This is a genomic window from Arthrobacter sp. ASL1, from assembly GCF_056680475.1.
The window spans coordinates 2,611,699-2,628,080 of sequence record NZ_CM155284.1 but is presented as its reverse complement, the minus strand read 5'-3'; the positions used below and the strand labels follow the sequence as shown (position 1 = coordinate 2,628,080).

16 protein-coding genes are annotated in these 16,382 nt (G+C 69.3%); 5 read left to right on the top strand and 11 right to left on the bottom strand.

The features are described 5' to 3' along the window. Window positions 1-4 precede the first annotated feature (4 nt). Window positions 5-1,426 (bottom strand): HNH endonuclease, encoded by a 1,422-nt coding sequence (locus AC1MEQ_RS12460; RefSeq protein WP_479791113.1) that lies wholly within the window; start codon window positions 1,424-1,426, stop codon window positions 5-7. A gap of 120 nt (window positions 1,427-1,546) precedes the next feature. Further along, on the bottom strand, window positions 1,547-1,966 hold the full coding sequence (locus tag AC1MEQ_RS12455; RefSeq protein ID WP_479796124.1) for an Lrp/AsnC family transcriptional regulator: 420 nt from the start codon (window positions 1,964-1,966) through the stop codon (window positions 1,547-1,549). 251 nt (window positions 1,967-2,217) lie between these two features. Between AC1MEQ_RS12455 and ald the strand changes: the two genes are divergently transcribed. After that, the gene (gene ald, locus AC1MEQ_RS12450; RefSeq protein ID WP_479796123.1) at window positions 2,218-3,345 is read left to right on the top strand and encodes an alanine dehydrogenase; all 1,128 of its coding nucleotides are present in this window, start codon (window positions 2,218-2,220) and stop codon (window positions 3,343-3,345) included. A gap of 87 nt (window positions 3,346-3,432) precedes the next feature. Here ald and AC1MEQ_RS12445 read toward each other — a convergent pair whose 3' ends face one another. Together AC1MEQ_RS12445 and AC1MEQ_RS12440 are read right to left on the bottom strand one after the other, a co-directional pair. Beyond that, window positions 3,433-3,885, bottom strand: a complete 453-nt coding sequence (locus AC1MEQ_RS12445) for a DedA family protein (RefSeq protein ID WP_479791112.1) — start codon at window positions 3,883-3,885, stop codon at window positions 3,433-3,435. 62 nt (window positions 3,886-3,947) lie between these two features. Continuing rightward, window positions 3,948-5,186, bottom strand: a complete 1,239-nt coding sequence (locus AC1MEQ_RS12440; protein WP_479791111.1) for an MFS transporter — start codon at window positions 5,184-5,186, stop codon at window positions 3,948-3,950. Window positions 5,187-5,354: 168 nt separating this feature from the next. On the opposite strand from AC1MEQ_RS12440, the gene AC1MEQ_RS12435 reads away from it, so the two are divergent. Then, the gene (locus tag AC1MEQ_RS12435; RefSeq protein ID WP_479791110.1) at window positions 5,355-6,275 is read left to right on the top strand and encodes an NAD(P)H-binding protein; all 921 of its coding nucleotides are present in this window, start codon (window positions 5,355-5,357) and stop codon (window positions 6,273-6,275) included. A gap of 16 nt (window positions 6,276-6,291) precedes the next feature. Here AC1MEQ_RS12435 and AC1MEQ_RS12430 read toward each other — a convergent pair whose 3' ends face one another. Beyond that, window positions 6,292-7,263 (bottom strand): aldo/keto reductase, encoded by a 972-nt coding sequence (locus AC1MEQ_RS12430; RefSeq protein ID WP_479796122.1) that lies wholly within the window; start codon window positions 7,261-7,263, stop codon window positions 6,292-6,294. 86 nt (window positions 7,264-7,349) lie between these two features. On the opposite strand from AC1MEQ_RS12430, the gene AC1MEQ_RS12425 reads away from it, so the two are divergent. Both AC1MEQ_RS12425 and AC1MEQ_RS12420 read left to right on the top strand, forming a co-directional pair. Then, entirely contained in the window at window positions 7,350-8,321 is a 972-nt protein-coding gene (locus AC1MEQ_RS12425; protein ID WP_479791109.1) for a D-2-hydroxyacid dehydrogenase family protein, read from the top strand. Between the two features lie 30 nt (window positions 8,322-8,351). Further along, window positions 8,352-9,200 (top strand): hypothetical protein, encoded by an 849-nt coding sequence (locus AC1MEQ_RS12420; RefSeq protein WP_479791108.1) that lies wholly within the window; start codon window positions 8,352-8,354, stop codon window positions 9,198-9,200. On the opposite strand, the gene AC1MEQ_RS12415 is transcribed toward AC1MEQ_RS12420, so the two are convergent. The 5 genes from AC1MEQ_RS12415 to AC1MEQ_RS12395 form a co-directional block, all read right to left on the bottom strand. Then, the gene (locus tag AC1MEQ_RS12415; RefSeq protein ID WP_479791107.1) at window positions 9,183-9,527 is read right to left on the bottom strand and encodes a bifunctional 3-phenylpropionate/cinnamic acid dioxygenase ferredoxin subunit; all 345 of its coding nucleotides are present in this window, start codon (window positions 9,525-9,527) and stop codon (window positions 9,183-9,185) included. The genes AC1MEQ_RS12420 and AC1MEQ_RS12415 overlap by 18 nt on opposite strands. A gap of 90 nt (window positions 9,528-9,617) precedes the next feature. After that, on the bottom strand, window positions 9,618-10,775 hold the full coding sequence (gene solA, locus AC1MEQ_RS12410; protein WP_479791106.1) for an N-methyl-L-tryptophan oxidase: 1,158 nt from the start codon (window positions 10,773-10,775) through the stop codon (window positions 9,618-9,620). A gap of 11 nt (window positions 10,776-10,786) precedes the next feature. Beyond that, window positions 10,787-12,634, bottom strand: a complete 1,848-nt coding sequence (locus AC1MEQ_RS12405; protein WP_479791105.1) for an MDR family MFS transporter — start codon at window positions 12,632-12,634, stop codon at window positions 10,787-10,789. Beyond that, a complete protein-coding gene (locus tag AC1MEQ_RS12400) occupies window positions 12,621-13,256 on the bottom strand; it encodes a TetR/AcrR family transcriptional regulator (RefSeq protein ID WP_479791104.1) in 636 nt (211 codons plus the stop codon). Before AC1MEQ_RS12400 ends, AC1MEQ_RS12405 begins: the two co-directional genes overlap by 14 nt. A 62-nt stretch (window positions 13,257-13,318) precedes the next feature. Next, window positions 13,319-13,738, bottom strand: a complete 420-nt coding sequence (locus AC1MEQ_RS12395) for a VOC family protein (RefSeq protein ID WP_479791103.1) — start codon at window positions 13,736-13,738, stop codon at window positions 13,319-13,321. 234 nt (window positions 13,739-13,972) lie between these two features. Here AC1MEQ_RS12395 and AC1MEQ_RS12390 point away from each other — a divergent pair, with 234 nt between their 5' ends. After that, window positions 13,973-15,736 carry a bifunctional metallophosphatase/5'-nucleotidase gene (locus tag AC1MEQ_RS12390; protein WP_479791102.1) on the top strand — a complete coding sequence of 588 codons (1,764 nt, stop codon included), beginning with the start codon at window positions 13,973-13,975 and terminating at the stop codon, window positions 15,734-15,736. Window positions 15,737-15,778: 42 nt separating this feature from the next. On the opposite strand, the gene AC1MEQ_RS12385 is transcribed toward AC1MEQ_RS12390, so the two are convergent. After that, window positions 15,779-16,306, bottom strand: a complete 528-nt coding sequence (locus AC1MEQ_RS12385) for a flavin reductase family protein (protein WP_479791101.1) — start codon at window positions 16,304-16,306, stop codon at window positions 15,779-15,781. Window positions 16,307-16,382 lie beyond the last annotated feature (76 nt).

Below are 16,382 nucleotides of genomic sequence, written 5' to 3'. Positions count from 1 at the left end.
GAGGTCAGGGCTCGGTGCCGGGGAGGGCGGGTGCTTCGGACCGGTAAGTGTGTCCGGTGGGGGTGGTGACCTCGATGGCGTGCCGGTCACCGGGGACCACCTTCGAGTCCCACCCACTGGCTTCCTTGGTGTGGTTGCATGACGAACAGGTTCCAGCGCCATTTTCCGCCGACGTCCGCCCGCGAGCGGCATGGCGGACCACATGATCCCGCTCCCTGATGGGGGCGTCGCACCATGGCCGGGAGCACACCTGATCCCTCAGGTCGATGAACCGGCGCAGCCCATCCGGGAACAACCGTGCCTTCGAGTCCATCCCCACCAACGCACCGGTTCCGGGGGCGGTATACAACCGGCGCAGCCACACCAGCTCCTTGTCGGCACCCCGGTCTGGCCCCGCGCTTCGAGCCGGTTCGGACTCTCCATCATCCTGGGAGGGTTCGAGGCCTTCCGGCCGGGTTGCGTTGCGAATCAGGTCGCGGGCGATTTGCGCCGGAACCACGCCATATCCCTGCAGGTATGCCGGTTCGACGTCCCCCTTGAACAGGGTCCGGTCCGTCATCACCAGCTCGACTTCCACACGCACGTCCGTGGCCCGGGCCTGCCCCGTCACACGTTCGACGAGGGTATCGGCCATCACTTGCCCCCTGCTGCGCACGTCCCCTTGGGACGTGGCAAAGTCGGCGGCACGCGATAGGGCTTTGAAGACGGAAACCGCTTGGGCAACGGGAAGGACGCCAGTGAAAATCGCCATGGTGTCCGGGGCTGGACGCATGCTGACATGACGGTCGCCCACTGCCTTGCGGGCGCGGCGCACCAGTGCAGCCGCATCGAATTGGTCCGCAAGCTGACGGGCCATGGCAGCCAGACGCCGGCACCCCGCCCCCTCGGTGGTGCGCGGGTCGGCCATCAACGCCTCGTCGACCTTTTGTCGGTCCTCCAAGGACAGGCACGCTGTTTCCTTGACCAGTATCATCGCCCGCCACTCGCTGAGACGCCCGGATCTGAAGGCCCGGTGGGTATGGGGCATCTCGGTGACGACCGCGCGGGAGAACCCCATCCACTGCCCTCCACGGGATGGAGCCTCGCGGCGCGCCAACGCCAACTGCGCCCCTGCGGCGGCACCCAGATCGGCTTCAGCGATCCCGGCTGCGCGTTCCCGCTCCACGATTCGGGCCCTCAATTGGACGGCCGCCCGGGCCTGGTATGCGGCGGCGGCAGCCTTTGCGGCCTCCAACTCGCGCAGCAAGTCAACCAGTGCCTTCTCGGACAGATCAGAACGCCCGAGAGCGAATTGGCCAATTGCCCCGGACACCGCGGCGATGGCTTCGGCGTCCGATTCCACCGCGACAAGAGGTGCCCGCGCGGCCGAAACCACATCGGGTGAACCACTCGTCTCGGCGACAGCTCCCATAAATTCATCGAACATGTATTCGAGTCTAGTTTCGCAAAGGCTCCACAGGGCGGTCCGGGGCCCACCTGTGGACGGCCGGTCGGGTCGACGCCATCGGGGCCACCTGTGGAGGGAAAGTCGCCCCCCGGAAGTGGATCAGAGCCAGGGAACAGCGCCGCGCGTGTGCTCGAAGACCAGTGACGTCTGCGTCGATGCCACTGCAGGGTTCGCGGACAGGTTGTCGAGGACGAACTGGCGCACGTCATTGGAATCCTTGACCGCCACATGGATCAGGAAGTCGTCGGTTCCCCCCAGGAAGAACAACTGGACAACCCCCGTCTTGCCGCGCATCTCCTCGGCGAAGCTCGCCATCAAGTGCCTCGCGCCGGGTCGGATGCGGACGAAGATCAGCGCCTCGAGCGCATGGCCCAGGACTTCCGGGTCCAGATCCAGGGTGAACTTGCGGATGACGCCTGATTCCCGCAGAGCATTCATCCGCGCCAGGCAAGTCGACGGGGCAATCCCCAGCTCCTCGGCCAACGAGTTGTTGGTGCGCCGTGAATTTTCGGTGAGCATCCGCAGCAACCCGCGGTCGATCTCGTCGAGTTCATACGGCCGCTTGCCCCGAAGATCTTTCGCTGTGGCCACGATCACACCTTTATCAGTTGGTAGAAACTGCAGATCTTCTTGATCCTACCGGAGATAATTCGGTATAACACGTAAGGCTCCGCAGGAAAACTACGCTTTAACCACGACAACCTAACTGTCAGGAAACGGGAATGGGAGCCCGGTCCATGATGACAGTCACCAACACCAAGGAGTACCCCATGATCATCGGCGTTCCCCGCGAAATCAAGAACAACGAATTCCGTGTAGCCATCACGCCGGCCGGTGTCTCCGAGTTCGTCGAACGAGGCCATGAAGTCCTGGTCGAAACCGGCGCCGGCGTGGGCTCGGGCATCCCCGACAACGAATACGTCGCGGCCGGTGCCCGCATCGGCGTCGACGCCGACGCCACCTGGGCCGAGGCGGACATGATCCTCAAGGTCAAGGAACCGATCGCCGACGAATACCACCGCATCCGGCGCGACCAGATCCTGTTCACCTACCTCCACCTGGCCGCCTCCCGCGAGTGCACCCAGGCCATTCTCGACGCCGGCGCCACGGCGATCGCTTACGAGACCGTCACCAGCGGACGGAGCCTGCCGCTGCTGGCCCCGATGTCCGAGGTTGCCGGCCGACTCGCGGCCCAGGTCGGGGCCTACCAGCTCCAGCAGCCCAATGGCGGCGCGGGTGTGCTCATGGGCGGCGTCCCGGGCACCCGCCCGGCCAAGGTCGTCGTCATCGGCGGCGGCGTCGCCGGCGAGAACGCCGCGGCCATCTCCGCGGGCATGGGCGCCGATGTCACGATCATCGACATCAACCTGGCCCGGCTGAAGGAAATCGATGTGGCCTACAACGGCCGGATCAAGACCCTGGCCTCCTCCAAGTTCACCATTGCCGGCGAGGTCGCCGCGGCCGATCTGGTCATCGGATCGGTCCTGATCCCCGGGGCCGCCGCACCGAAGCTGGTCACGCAGGACATGGTCGCCCACATGCGCCCCGGTTCCGTGCTCGTGGACATCGCGATCGACCAGGGTGGCTGCTTCGAGGGCTCGCACGCCACCACACATGCCGACCCCATCTTCAAGGTCCACGACGCCGTGTACTACTGCGTGGCGAACATGCCCGGCGCGGTCCCCCAGACCTCGACGGCGGCACTGACCAACGCCACCCTGCCCTATGCCCTGCGCATCGCCACCCAGGGCTGGCGTGCGGCCCTGCAGGCGGATCCGGGCCTGGCCAACGGCCTGAACGTCCACGACGGCCGCGTCACGTTCGCCCCCGTCGCCGAGGCCCTGGGCCTGGACTACACCCCGGCCGCCACGGTGCTCAACGGCACGCCGGTCGGCTAGCAAGCCCCGTTCAGCGGCACGGGCGGTCGGGTACCTGCGGGTTCCCGGCCGCCCGTCGTCGTGCGTCGTTGACGCGCCGCCGGGGGCCTAGCCGTTGCGCCGGCGGTAGCGGATCCAGAGCAGCGTTCCCGAGCCCACGACCAGCGCTGCCAGTGCAATCCACCACCAACCCACTGCGAGCGCGGCGTAGACCACGGCCATGCCGACGGTGGCGTAGATCAACGCCCACACCAGGCAGCCGACCACCACGGCAGGCAGGTAGCGGGACAACGGCATCCGGGACATGCCCGCGCTGGCGTTCACAGCGGTCTGGATGCCGACGGTCATAAAGGACAGCGGAACGGCCAGGACACCCCAGCGCACCATGAACCTGCGTGCCCGCAGGTAGATGGGACCCTCGAGGAAGCGTTCGAACCGCGAATGGCTGACCCCGGCAACCACACCCCGGCCGATCCAATACGTCGTGTTGGCGCGGGCCATGGCCAGCAGGAAGAGGAACAGGTACGCCCAGCCAAAGGGGGCATCGCGCAACCAGTCCATCTGGCCAGATTACCGTGTGCGCGGACCACGGTACGACGGCGGTGCCGGGCCGGGCGCCCGGGCTACGGCACCGATTTGATGCGGTAGACCAGCACCGCGGCGGCGAGTCCGATGATGGCCGCCAGCACGAACAACGCCATGTACCCGCCGAGGAACTTCACCGCAACCAGGGCCAGCGCCGGGGCGATGACCTGCGGCAGGGCTGCCGCGATGTTCACCACGCCCATGTCCTTGCCGCGGGCTGCGGCGGAGGGCAGGACCTGCGTGAGCAGGGCGAAGTCCACCGCCAGGTAGGCGCCGAAACCGACCCCCAGGACCGCTGCCCCGACCATCGCCGCCGGCCAGACCTGGAAGAACGCCATGATCAGCGCCGCGCAGGCGATGACGGCGGAGGCCGCGGCGACGAAGATCTTGCGCTGCCCCACCCGATCGCTCCACCGCCCGGTGATGACGCTGGTGATGACCACCATGACGGCGTACAGCCCGGTGAGCACGAGCACGCCACCGGCGGGGTTCGGATGGTGGATCACGTCGGTGAGGAAGAACAACAGGTACACGATGACCAGTTGGTTGCCCACGAACATGAGGAACCGGGTCAGCCACGCCCACGCGAAGTCGGGATGCTGGGCCGGGCTGATCCAGAATCCGCGCAGGAACGCACCCAGCCGGAAGGGCGGCTGCACACCTGAGGGCAGGACGGGATCGTTGCGGTGGGTCAGGTATGGTATGACGCCCAGTGCCAGGGCCGCGGCGCAGATCCAGTAGCCGACGGCGATGTTCCCGGAGATCACGAAGCCGACCACCGAGCCGCCCAGGATCCCCAGCGTCTGCCCCATGGCGGCCAGACCGCCGACAGTGGCGCGCTGGGCGACGGGAACCCGGTCCGGAACGGCGGCGGTGATGGTCGAATACATCGCATTGCAGCCTGCCTGCACTAGGCACCAGCCGATGACCAGGGCGGCAATCGTCGTCGCACCGGAGAGGAAGAGCATCGCCGCGGTCCCCAGCACCGCCCCGCCCAGGATCCACGGCGAGCGCCGGCCCCAGCTGGAGGTCGTGCGGTCCGAGAGCGCCCCGGTGACCGGATTGGCGACCAGGGCGACGGCGGCGCCGCAGGCGGTCACGAGCGTGAGGATGGCCTCCTTGTTGGCGGGGTCGATCCCGGTGGCCTGCAACCCGATGAGGATGTTGATCGGCGCGAAGAACGCCACGTTGATGACGACGTTGACCACGACGGCACCGAGCACCCAGCGGGCGTTGACCTGCCGTGTCGGCTCGGCCAGCGCCTCGATCGTGGTCACAGGATCCCCTGGAGCAGGCCGGCCCCCGCGGTTCCGATGAGGGCGATGATCAGCAGCCAGGTCAGGGGCTTGGCGAGCGCGCGGGTTTTGTCCATGATGCCGCCATCGTATTCCGCAATCGGCAAAACCCCCTCCCCGGCGGTCACCCGCGCGGCGTACGGTGGTCACATGAACCCCGCGGATACACCCAGAACACCCCTGATCGCCATTACCGGTGCGACCGGGGAAGTGGGCTCCCGGGTGGCCCGGCGGCTGGCCGGCACGGCCCGCCTGCGCCTGTTCTCCCGCGACGCGTCACGCGCTGCGGCCGCGGCCCGGGAACTACCCAGTACGACGTCGGCTTCCGCAGTCGAGTCCGCGGCCCTGGACTTCGCCGACGAGCAGGGTGCCGCGGACGCCCTGGAGGGCGCCGACGTCGTGCTCATGGTCTCCGCCGCCGAGACGGCCGACCGCCTGGCCGAGCATGCGGCGTTCATCCGCGCTGCCGCGACCGCCGGGGTGGGGCACGTGGTCTACACATCGTTTTTGGCCGCCGCGCCGGATGCGGTGTTCACCCTGGCGCGCGACCATTTCGCCACCGAGGCGCTGCTGGCGGACTCGGGCCTGTCGCACACGATCCTGCGCGACAACTTCTACCAGGACGTCTTCCCGCTCTTCTCCGGCGACGACGGGGTGCTGCTTGGACCCGCCGGAGACGGGCGCGTATCGGCCGTGGCGCGCGACGACGTGGCAGCGGTGGCCGCCGTCGTGCTGGCCGAGGCCGCGGTTGCGCTCGCCGCGGGGCGGACGCCAGGACATGGCGGGAAGAAGTACGACCTGACCGGCCCGGAGGCGTTCAGCCTGCGCCAGGCGGCGGCGGAGATCACCGCGGTGACCGGCCGCGACGTGCGCTACCTCAACGAGACCGTGGCCGAGGCGCGCGCCTCCCGTGCGGGGTATGGCGCCCCGGACTGGCAGCTCGATGCGTGGGTCAGCACCTATACGGCCATCGCCTCGGGCGACTTGGCGGCGGTCTCCGACGATGTCCCGCGGCTGCTGGGGCGTCCGGCGCAGTCGTTCCGCCAGACGCTGGAGCGGCTGGGACGCTAGCCGCCGGGCGCACCGGCTACGGCAGCGGTTCGCCGCGGGCCGCGGTCCAGAGGGCGTACCAGTCGTCGCCGGTCATCCGGGCGGCGACGTCCTCGGCGGCGGCGCAGGCGGCAATGCGAGCGGGGTTCGTCGTGCCCACGACCGGCCGGATGCCCGCCGGGTGGCGCATCAGCCAGCCCAACACGACGGCTTCGCGCGGGCACCCGAGTCGTTCGGCCAGACGGGCGACCAACGCCGTGGCCTCCTGGTCTGCGGTGGGTGCATTGGCGGGGGATCCGGTGTAGCGGCCCCGGTCCATCGCGCCCCAGGCCTGCAGTTCCACGCCGTGGTGGGCACAGTATTCCAGCGTGCCGTGGGGGAAGGAGACGGCCGCAGCACCCGGTCCGCTGGGGGCTGGGTCCAGCACGTTGACCATGACCGACGATTCCAGCCAGCCGCGGTGGCCCAGGCTGAGCTGCAGTTGGTTGACGGCCAGGGGCTCGTCCAGCACCGCCTGCAGGCGGGCCATCTGCGCCCCGGAGTGGTTGGAGACCCCGAGGCGGCCGACCTTGCCCGCGGCGCGCAGGGCGGCGACGGCTTCGGCGATCTCCTCCGGGGGCGTCAGCGGGTCGGGCCGGTGGATCAGCAGCGTGTCGATCCGCTCGACGCCGAGCCGGGACAGCGATTCGTCGACCCGTGCGGCGATGGCGCGCGCCGAGGAATCGTAGCGGCCCGGGGCCTCCGGCGTGCCGAGCACGATCCCGCATTTGGTCTGCAGGTGCAGCGAGGCCGCCAGCCCCGGGCGCTCGGCCAGCACCTTGCCGAACACGGCTTCGGCCTTCCCGTTGCGGTAGATGTCGGCATGGTCGAACACGGTGATGCCCGCGTCCAGGGCGGCGTCGATGGCGGCGTGGGCGGCCGCCAGGTCCGCCGCCTCGATCGGCCCGGGCTCCCAGCCACCGCCCAACCCCATGCATCCAAACAGCAGGCGGGTTCCGGCGTCGTGCATCATGGGGTCTCCTTCTCGGGTCCTGTTGGATCACAGCCTACGGGCATAGGGTTCAGGTGACACGTGACCGCAGGGAAGGGGCCCGCATGGCCAGCACCGACCGACCGGCCCACCGGCTGGCGATCCTCGACGACTACCAGGCCGTGGCGTTGGATTTCGCCGCCTGGGACACGCTGGAGGGCGTCGAGGTGGTGGTCTTCCACGACCCGTTGGGCACCGCCGAGGAGACGGTCCGGGCGCTGGCGGGGTTCGACATCGTGGTGGCGATGCGTGAGCGGACCGCCTTCGGCGCCGACGTGCTCGCCTCGTTGCCCGGGCTCCGGCTGCTGGTCACCACGGGGATGGCCAACGCGGCGATCGACCTGGCCGCGGCGTCGGCGGCCGGCATCACGGTGTGCGGGACCCCCGGATCGCCTACCGCGGCGCCGGAGCTGACCTGGGCGCTGCTGATGGCGTGGATGCGGGACATCCCGGCGCAGCAGGCATCGCTGCGGGCCGGGACCTGGCAGACAGGCGTCGGGCGCGAGCTGGCCGGCAAGACGCTCGGCGTGCTGGGGCTGGGCAAGATCGGCACGCGGATCGCCGGCTACGGCGCGGCCTTCGGGATGGACGTCATCGCGTGGAGCCAGAACCTGGAGGCGGACCGGGCCGCGGCGGCCGGGGCGCGGCTGGTGGGCCGCGAGGAGCTGTTCGCCGCGGCCGACGTGCTCAGCGTGCACCTGCGCCTGTCGACGCGCACCCGAGGAATCGTCGACGAGGCGGAACTGCGGCTGCTCGGGCCCCGTGGCCTGCTGGTCAACACGGCGCGGGCCGGCCTCGTGGACCAGGAGGCGATGCTGCGCGGGCTGCACGAGGGCTGGCTCGGCGGCGCCGCGCTGGATGTCTTCGACACCGAGCCGCTGCCGGCGGGCCACCCGCTGGCCACCGCCCCGCGCACGGTGTTGACCCCGCATCTGGGGTACGTGAGCGACGCCGGCTACCGCCAGTTCCACGGCGGCGCGTTCGAGGATGTCGCCGCATGGCTCGCCGGCGCCCCGATGCGCGTGCTGACCGGCTGAAATGTAGCCGGTCGCCGCTACGATGAAGGCATGTCAGCGCAGCAACGCCCCGAGGCCCGATGGGCTCCCCGGCACCGCGGGTGGAAGCTGGCACACCATCTGGTTCCCGCCCTCGTCATGGCGGCGTTCCTCATCGGGCTGGGCGCGTGGGCGCTGGTGTTGGGCTCGCTGCTCTTCGGCATCCCGCTGGTGGCCTTCGGCATCGGCACCGTCGTCTCCCTGGTCCGTGAGTTCCGGCTCGACCCGGACCCGGTGGCCCCCGACCTGAGCCCCGTCACCACCCGCAACGGCGCCCGGGCCGCGACCCGTTTCGCCTTCCGGCGCAATTCACCGGCCTTCGCCGCGGCCACCGTCGGGCTCGGCGTCATCGGGCTGGTCGCCTCGCTGGCGGCCGTGGGCCGGTTCGTGCTGTTGCATTCGGGGTTCGAGCGCTTCTGGACGATCGCCGGCGCCCTGGCCCTGGGGGCCATCGGATTCCTCATCCTGCGCGAGGGGTTGCGCCTGCTGCGCACCGCCTCCGCCGACCAGGCGCCCGGCGTCTACCTCACGCGCAGCCGCGTGGTGGTCTTCGGGTCGCCGGGCCTGGGCGAAATGTACTGGCGCGACATCGAATCGATCGGCGCCGCGAACCCGCGGGGCCGCACCCCGCTGGGGCGTCGTGGACCGGCCCTCATCGTCATCCGGGGCAGGGCCCCCTCCGGGGAAGCCAGCACGGGGCACGACGGCGGGGCCCGGCTCGAGCTGCTGGTGCAGGTGGAGTTCCTGCTCGCCGATCCGAATCTGCTGCACGCTGCCCTGCAGCACTACTGGGGGCAGGCCGCCGACCGCCCGGAGCTGGGGACGACGGCGGCCTTGGAGCGGCTACTCCCCGGAAGGTGAGACACCGGGGTAGAGCAGGACCTCGCCGTCGCGCACCTCGACCTTGTGGGTGCGGGCGTTCACGGTGGCGGGCAGGCAGAGGGCCTCTCCGGTCGTGAGGCAGAAACGTGCCGAGTGGACGGGGCATTCGACCTCGTTGCCCTCGATCCAGCCGTCGGCGAGCGAGGCGGTCTCGTGGGTGCATTCGTCGTCGAGCGCGTAGAAGCCGCCCTCTTCGCTGTGGAAGACGGCGATATCCGATCCGGTGCCGGTGTCGTCGGCGTCGATGACCTTGGCCTCCCCCTCCTCGATCTCGTCGACCGGGCCCACATGGATGGGTTCGCTCACGGTGTCACTCCTTGGTTGGCGCATCGGGACGCCGAACGGGTCCCTGCCTTCCAGTGTTGTGCACTGCCCGACGCCGCGCAATTCCGCACCTCACACCCCGAAGCGTGCGGGCCGCACGAAGTCCAGCGGGTAGGGCTGCGGCTCCCCCGTGACATCCCGGGCGAGGATCTCCCCGATGGCCAGACAGTGCTTGAACGCATGCCCGCTGTCGCCCCCGGCCACCAGCACCCGGGGGGATTCGGCGCTGGGCCCGATGACGAACTGGTCGTCCGGGGACAGCGTGATCATGCACGGTTCCACCCGGGCCGGGATCGGATCCAGGCCGGGGAGCAACCGTCCGACCAGGGCGGAGAGCCCGCGCCACTCGGCGGAGTCGACCCCACGGTCCAGCGTCGACGGGTCGATACGCGGCGGCCGGTCACCCCAGATGTCGCCGATCCCGAGCTTGACCAGGCCACCATCGACCGACCCATGGCCCCAGAGGACGGTCTCGGGGTCGACCTGGTGCACGACGACGGGAAATTGCCCCACGTCGAATCCTGCGGTCGCGCCGGGCCTGCCCATCGGGGCGAACCAGTGCAGCGGGGTGGGGATCGGGACCAGGTCGAGGTCGGGGACGAACGGGGGCAGCCAGGCACCGGCGGCGATGATGACCTTCTCGGCGACGTAGTCGTGTCCCCCGGCGGTGAGCCGGACGCCGGCGGGCCCGGCCTCGATGGATTCGACCCGGGTGTCCGCGTGGACGGCGGCGCCGAGCCGGGCCGCCTCGCTGACGGCGGCGGTCACGGTGGCCTCGGGGCGGATGACGCCGCAGCCGGGGTCGAACAGCCCCCGCGCATCCGGGGCAAGATCCGCGAACTGCGGCAGCCGCTCCGCCAGTGCCTCCCGGTCGAGCCGATCGTAGGCCAGCCCGTGGGCGTCCGCTGCCCGGGCGGTTCCCGCCAAGACGTCGGAGTCAGCGGAGCCCACCATGTAGCCGCCCGTGATCTTCAGCAGGTCGCGGCCGGAGGCCTCCTCGAGCCGGCGGAACAGGCCTCGGCTTTCGGCCGCCATGGGTGCCAGGCCCGGGTGTTCGAGGCAGGCCTCGCGGAAGAGCCGGGTCTGTCCGTGGGAGGAACCGAGGGCATGGCCGATCCCGAACTGCTCGAAGCCGACGGCATCGATGCCCCGGGCCGCGAGCCTCCAGAGGGCTGCGGACCCGATGGCCCCCAGCCCCACGACGGCGACCCGGACTTGCCGTGGTTCCATGGCTGCCGGTGCTATTCGGCCGGTCCGGAGTCCCGGTGCACTCCACGCCGGTGCTGCCCCTTGCCGGACGGCTCGGGGTCCGTCACGGCGTCGCGGGCGGGGACCGGATCCATGGAGGGGACCTGGCCGCGCTCCCGGCCGGAGCCCGCGGCGGAGACGCCTACCTTTTCACGCGCTGTCTCCTGCTGCGTGTCCACCGGTGAGGGGACCACCGAGGAGGCATCGGCGTCGTCCGCCTGCACCCGGTGAGTGCCAGCCGTCCTGCCGGTGGAGTCGCCCTCGACCTGGCCGACCTGGCCGGTCGCCAGCGACTCCGAGGGGATGTCGCGCTCGATCTTGGTGGCCAGCGCCTTCTCCGTCATGAAGGACAGGGCGATCGCCGCGGCAATGGCCAGCGGGACCATCCAGAGGAAGAGCGGCACCAGGGCCTCGTTGTAGGAGCTGACGATGATGTTGCGGATCGGATCCGGCAGCGAGGTGACCAGTTCCGGGGTCAGGGAGTTGGCCTGCGGGGCACCCGAGGAGCCGGCACCGGTGGGCAGCTTGTCCTTCAGCAGGTCCGTCAGTCTGCTGGCGAAGAGCGAGCCGACGACGGCGGAACCCAGGGTTGCGCCGACCTGGCGGAAGTAGTTCTGCCCGGCGGTCGCGGTGCCGACGTAGCGCAGCGGGAAGGAGTTCTGGGCCACGAGCGTGAGCATCTGCATGCACATGCCCAGGCCGAGACCCATCACACCGAGGAACACGCAGATCAGGTAGACCGGCGAATCGGCGTGGATCGTGGAAAGCAGGAACAGCCCGAGGCCCAGGACCAGCGTGCCGGCGATCATGACGATCTTGTAGCGCCCCGACGCGGAGACCCGGCGGCCGACGATGACCGAGGTGATCAGCAGGCAGCCCATCATGGGGATCATCAGCAGCCCGGCCTCGGTGGGACCGTAGCCGGTGACCATCTGCAGGTAGGTCGGCATGTAGCCGATCGCGCCGAACATCGCGATGCCGATCATCAGGCCGGAGAAGGTCGTCAGGACGAAGTTCCGGTTCCTGAACAACATCAGCGGCATGACCGGTTCGGAGACCTTCGATTCAACCAGGACGAACAGGGCTGCGGCAACGACGGCGGCCGCGAAGAGGCCCAGGATGGTGGGCGAATCCCAGGCGTAGGTGTTGCCGCCCCAGGTTCCGGCCAGCACCAGCGAGGTGGTGGCCAGGGCGAGCAGGGCCATGCCCATCACGTCGATCTTCGGGCGGGTCGAGTTGGTGGTCTTCGGGACGTGCAGCAGGAAGATGGTGGCGAGAACGGCCACCAGGCCCAGCGGCAGGTTCAGCCAGAACGCCCACCGCCAGCCCGGGCCCTCGGTCAACCAGCCGCCCAACAGCGGGCCGGCCACGGAGGAGACGGCGAAGACCCCGCCCATGATGCCCATGTACTTGCCGCGCTCACGGGCGGGGATGACATCGGCGATGATGGCCTGCGAGAGGATCATCAAACCGCCGCCGCCCAGGCCCTGGATGACCCGGGCGATGATGACCAGGTTCATGGTGTCGGACAGTGCACCGAAGACGGAGCCGCACATGAACACCACGATCGCGAAGATCAGCAACGGCTTGCGGCCGAAGAGGTCGCCCAACTTGCCGTAGACGGGCATCATCACCGTGGAGGCCAGGATGAAGGCGGTGATGATCCAGGCCATGTGCTCGACGCCGTTGAGCTCCCCGACCATGGTCGGCAACGCAGCGGACAGCACGGTCTGGTTCAGCGACGCCATGAGCATCGTGACCATCAGGGCGGCGAAGAGCAGCAGGATGTGGCTCTTGCTGCCGTGTACCGGCTTGGACCGCGTGGGTTTAGTCGTTGTCATGGGTGGAGTTCATAACCTCTCGGAAGATGGTGACTGCTGAGTCGATGTGTCCGTCGATGTCGGCGACGGTTCCCTCGGGATCGGAACTGTAGGCGTAGCGGGTGATCGTCCCGGCGAGCATGAGCAGGGCCCGGGCGGACTCCTCGCCGGCCGGCAGCCGGCCGAGCTCGTCCTCTGCCTCCTCGGCCTGCATGCGCTCGCGGAGGATCTCGTCGACGAGCTTCTCGGCATCGTTGATGTGCTGCATGACCCGGCCGCGCAATTCGGGGTACCGCGTGACGATCTCGCGGCGCATCTGGTAGGACGCCCCCCGGCCCAGGCTGGTCCGCATGACGCCGGTGAGGATCCGGACGATCCGGGTCAGCAGGTCCGCTTCGCTGGTGCGGAACTGCTCCAGGAGTTCCTCCGGGACACACGGCGCGCGGGTACCCAGAATGGCGTCTTCCTTCGTCGGGAAGTAGTTGAAGAACGTCCGCTTCGAGACCCCGGCCCGCGTCACGATGGCCTCGATGGTCACGGCGACCGGGCCGTCTTCCAGCGCCATGGCGGCCGCGGCGTCGTGGACCGCGTTCCAGGTGTCGAGGCGATTGCGCTCGCGTTGGGATATGGGGACTTCTTGCATGGGTACAGTTTATGCACTCGTGCAAAGTTTGCACAACTGCAACGCATGTCGGATAGGCCACATCACGGCGTCGGGGTGATGTTCACCATCCAGTCGAGGCCGTAGCGGTCGGTCAACATGCCGAAGCGGGCGCCCCAAGGTGCCTGCGCCAGGTCTTCGACGATGGTGCCATCCTCGGCCAACGCCTCCCAATAGCCACGTAGCGCCGCCTCGTCATCACCACTGAGGGACAGGGAGATGCCGGCCGGCGCCACATGCTCCATCGACGCAGGGGTGTCCGCCGCCATCAGGACCAACCCGTTGGCACCCCGGAGCAGGCCGTGCATGATGAGGTCCTGCTCCGCCGGATCGTTGGCCGCGTCAAAGGAGAACTCCCCGAAGGTCGAGAATTCCAGCTCGCCGCCGAAGACGCGGTGGTAGAACTCCAGCGCGGATCGTGCCTCTCCCCTGAAGGGGATATACGGATTGAGCTGGACGCCCATGGCGGGTTCCTCCGGATCGGCTCGCGGCGGCTCGACTGGTCGTCGTCATCTGGCCATTCTTCGCCCGATTTCGGCGCCAGGGAAGAGGTGGCCCACGGGAGGACGCGCATTCACGGAACGGCAGCCCGTCGGACACCTGCCGGCCATTGACACCACCTCGGGGCTGGGTAGGATCACCGATGTGCCGCGCCATGAATGTGCGGCATATCACTCATCGCACCCGGGAGTCATGACATGAACCCACGAAACCATCCATTCCAACGCGCCGCGCTCGTCGCGGCGGGCCTGGCGCTGGCTGCCACACCACTGGCGGCCCCCGCCCAGGCGGCCGCACCAGCGGCCGCACCAGCGGCCGCACCGCAGGGAAAGTCCGACGGTGGGGGGCACCACCAGCCGCACACCAGCACCATCCAGTTGCTGGGCATCAACGACTTCCACGGGCGGCTGGAAGCCAACGGAACCTCCGCCGGCGCGGCGGTGCTGGCTGGCGCGGTCGACGAACTGACCGGGAAGAAGAAGGACAACACGCTGTTCGTCTCGGCCGGGGACAACATCGGCGCGTCCACCTTCACCTCCTTTTCCCAGCAGGACACCCCCACGATCGATGCGCTCCGGACCGGGGGGTTGGACGTTTCGGCAGTGGGCAACCATGAATTCGACCGCGGGTTCGATGATCTGGTGAACCGGGTCATCCCCCGCTATGGCAATGGCAGCGCGCAGCGCGGGGCGGACTACGCCCTGGGTGCCAATGTCTACTACCAGGGCACCCAGAAGCCCGCCCTGAAGGAATACGCCCTGCGCAAGGTCCAGGGCGTCACCGTCGGATTTGTCGGCGTCGTCACCGAGCAGACCGAATCGCTGGTCACCCCGGCCGGCATCAGCCAGCTCGATTTCGGCAACCAGCTCGAGGCCGCCAACCGCGTCGCCGGCCAGCTCTCCGACGGCAAGAAGTCCAACGGCGAGGCGGACGTCGTCGTCCTGCTGGCCCATGACGGTTCCGCCGGAACCGACTGCTCGGCCATCGCCACGGAGGATACCGCCTACGGCGATCTGGTTCGCGGGGCCTCGGCCAACATCGACGCCATCTACTCCGGGCACACGCACCAGGGCTATGCCTGCTCGTTCCCGGTGAAGGGCTGGCCGAAGGACATGAAGCGCCCGGTCGTCCAGGCCCACGAATACGGGACCACGCTGGACCGCGTGCAGATTACCGTGGACCGCCGGACCAAACAGCCGGTCGCGCTGACGGGCTCCCTCGTGCAGCTCACCACCACGGACGACGCCGGTGCCACGGTTCCCGCGTTCCCCGCGGACCCGCGGGTGGCCAGCATCGTCACCCAGGCCGCCGAGCAGGCGGAGGTCGTCGGCGCCCAGCCGATCGGCAAGATCAGCGCCGACATCCTGCGTGGCGGGGCCGAGCCGGGTTCCGATCGCGGCGTGGAGTCCTCGCTGGGCAACCTCGTGGCGGACATGCAGCTGTGGGCCACCTCCAATGAGGACTTCGGTGGTGAACCGGCGCAGATCGCGCTGATGAACCCGGGTGGCCTGCGGGCGGACCTGCTCTACGGAACCGATGGCACCGTGACCTACAAGGACGTGGCCAGCGTGCAGCCGTTCGGCAACACCCTGTGGACCGAGGACCTGACCGGTGCGCAACTCAAGGCGGTCCTGGAGGAACAGTGGCAGCCGGACGGCTCCAGCCGCCCGAAGCTGCATCTGGGCATCTCCCAGGGCCTGAGCTACACCTACTCCGAGAACGCTGCACGCGGATCGCACATCACCTCGATGTCGTTCAACGGCCAGCCGATCGCCGATTCCGACGTGTTCAAGGTCGCGATGAACTCGTTCCTTGCGGCCGGCGGGGACAACTTCACCACGCTTGCCGAGGGCACGAACGCCGCGGATACGGGCCAGAGCGACCTGGTCGCAGCGATCAACTACTTCGAGGCACACGAGGTCGTTGCTCCCGCTCCGCTTGGACGCGCGATCGCCCAGTAGCCCGCTCGTCGCACCGGGGATCCTCCCCGGTGCGACGTCGGCCTAACCCTCGATGCGGTGGTATCCCCGGAGGTAGTGCACCAGTGGCGCCTCCGGGGGCACCGCCGTCGTGCCCGGGGCAAGAAGGTCGGTGACCTGGGCGGCCACCAGCGTCGACCCAGCCACCGGGGTACGTGAGAGGACCCGGCAGCGCAGGATGGGACCTTGCGTGGCGAGCAATGGCTCGCCGGTCGGCGCCGCGCTCCACTCGATGCCGGGACCAAAACGGTCGACTCCCGCGGCACTGAAGCGACGGGCCAGTTCCTCGTCGGCTGCCGTCAGCAGGTGGACGGCCAGTTGGCTGGAGGCGAGCAGCGCGCCGACGGATCCGTGGGACGAGGACAACGAGAAGGCCAGCACCGGCGGTGCCACGGCCACGGAGATCACCGAGGACGCCGTCAGGCCCACAGGACCGCGCGGGCCAGCGGCGGTGATCACCGCGACTCCCGCCGGATGCGCGGCGAAGGCCTCGCGGAACGCATCCGCCAAATCGGCACGGCCTCGCGCCCCCCGCGCCACTCGGGCACCCACGATTCGGTCCACCGATGCCCTCCCGCCAGATGTGTCGTTGCCCTCCACCGTAGGTCCGCCGCGCGCTGGGCACCAC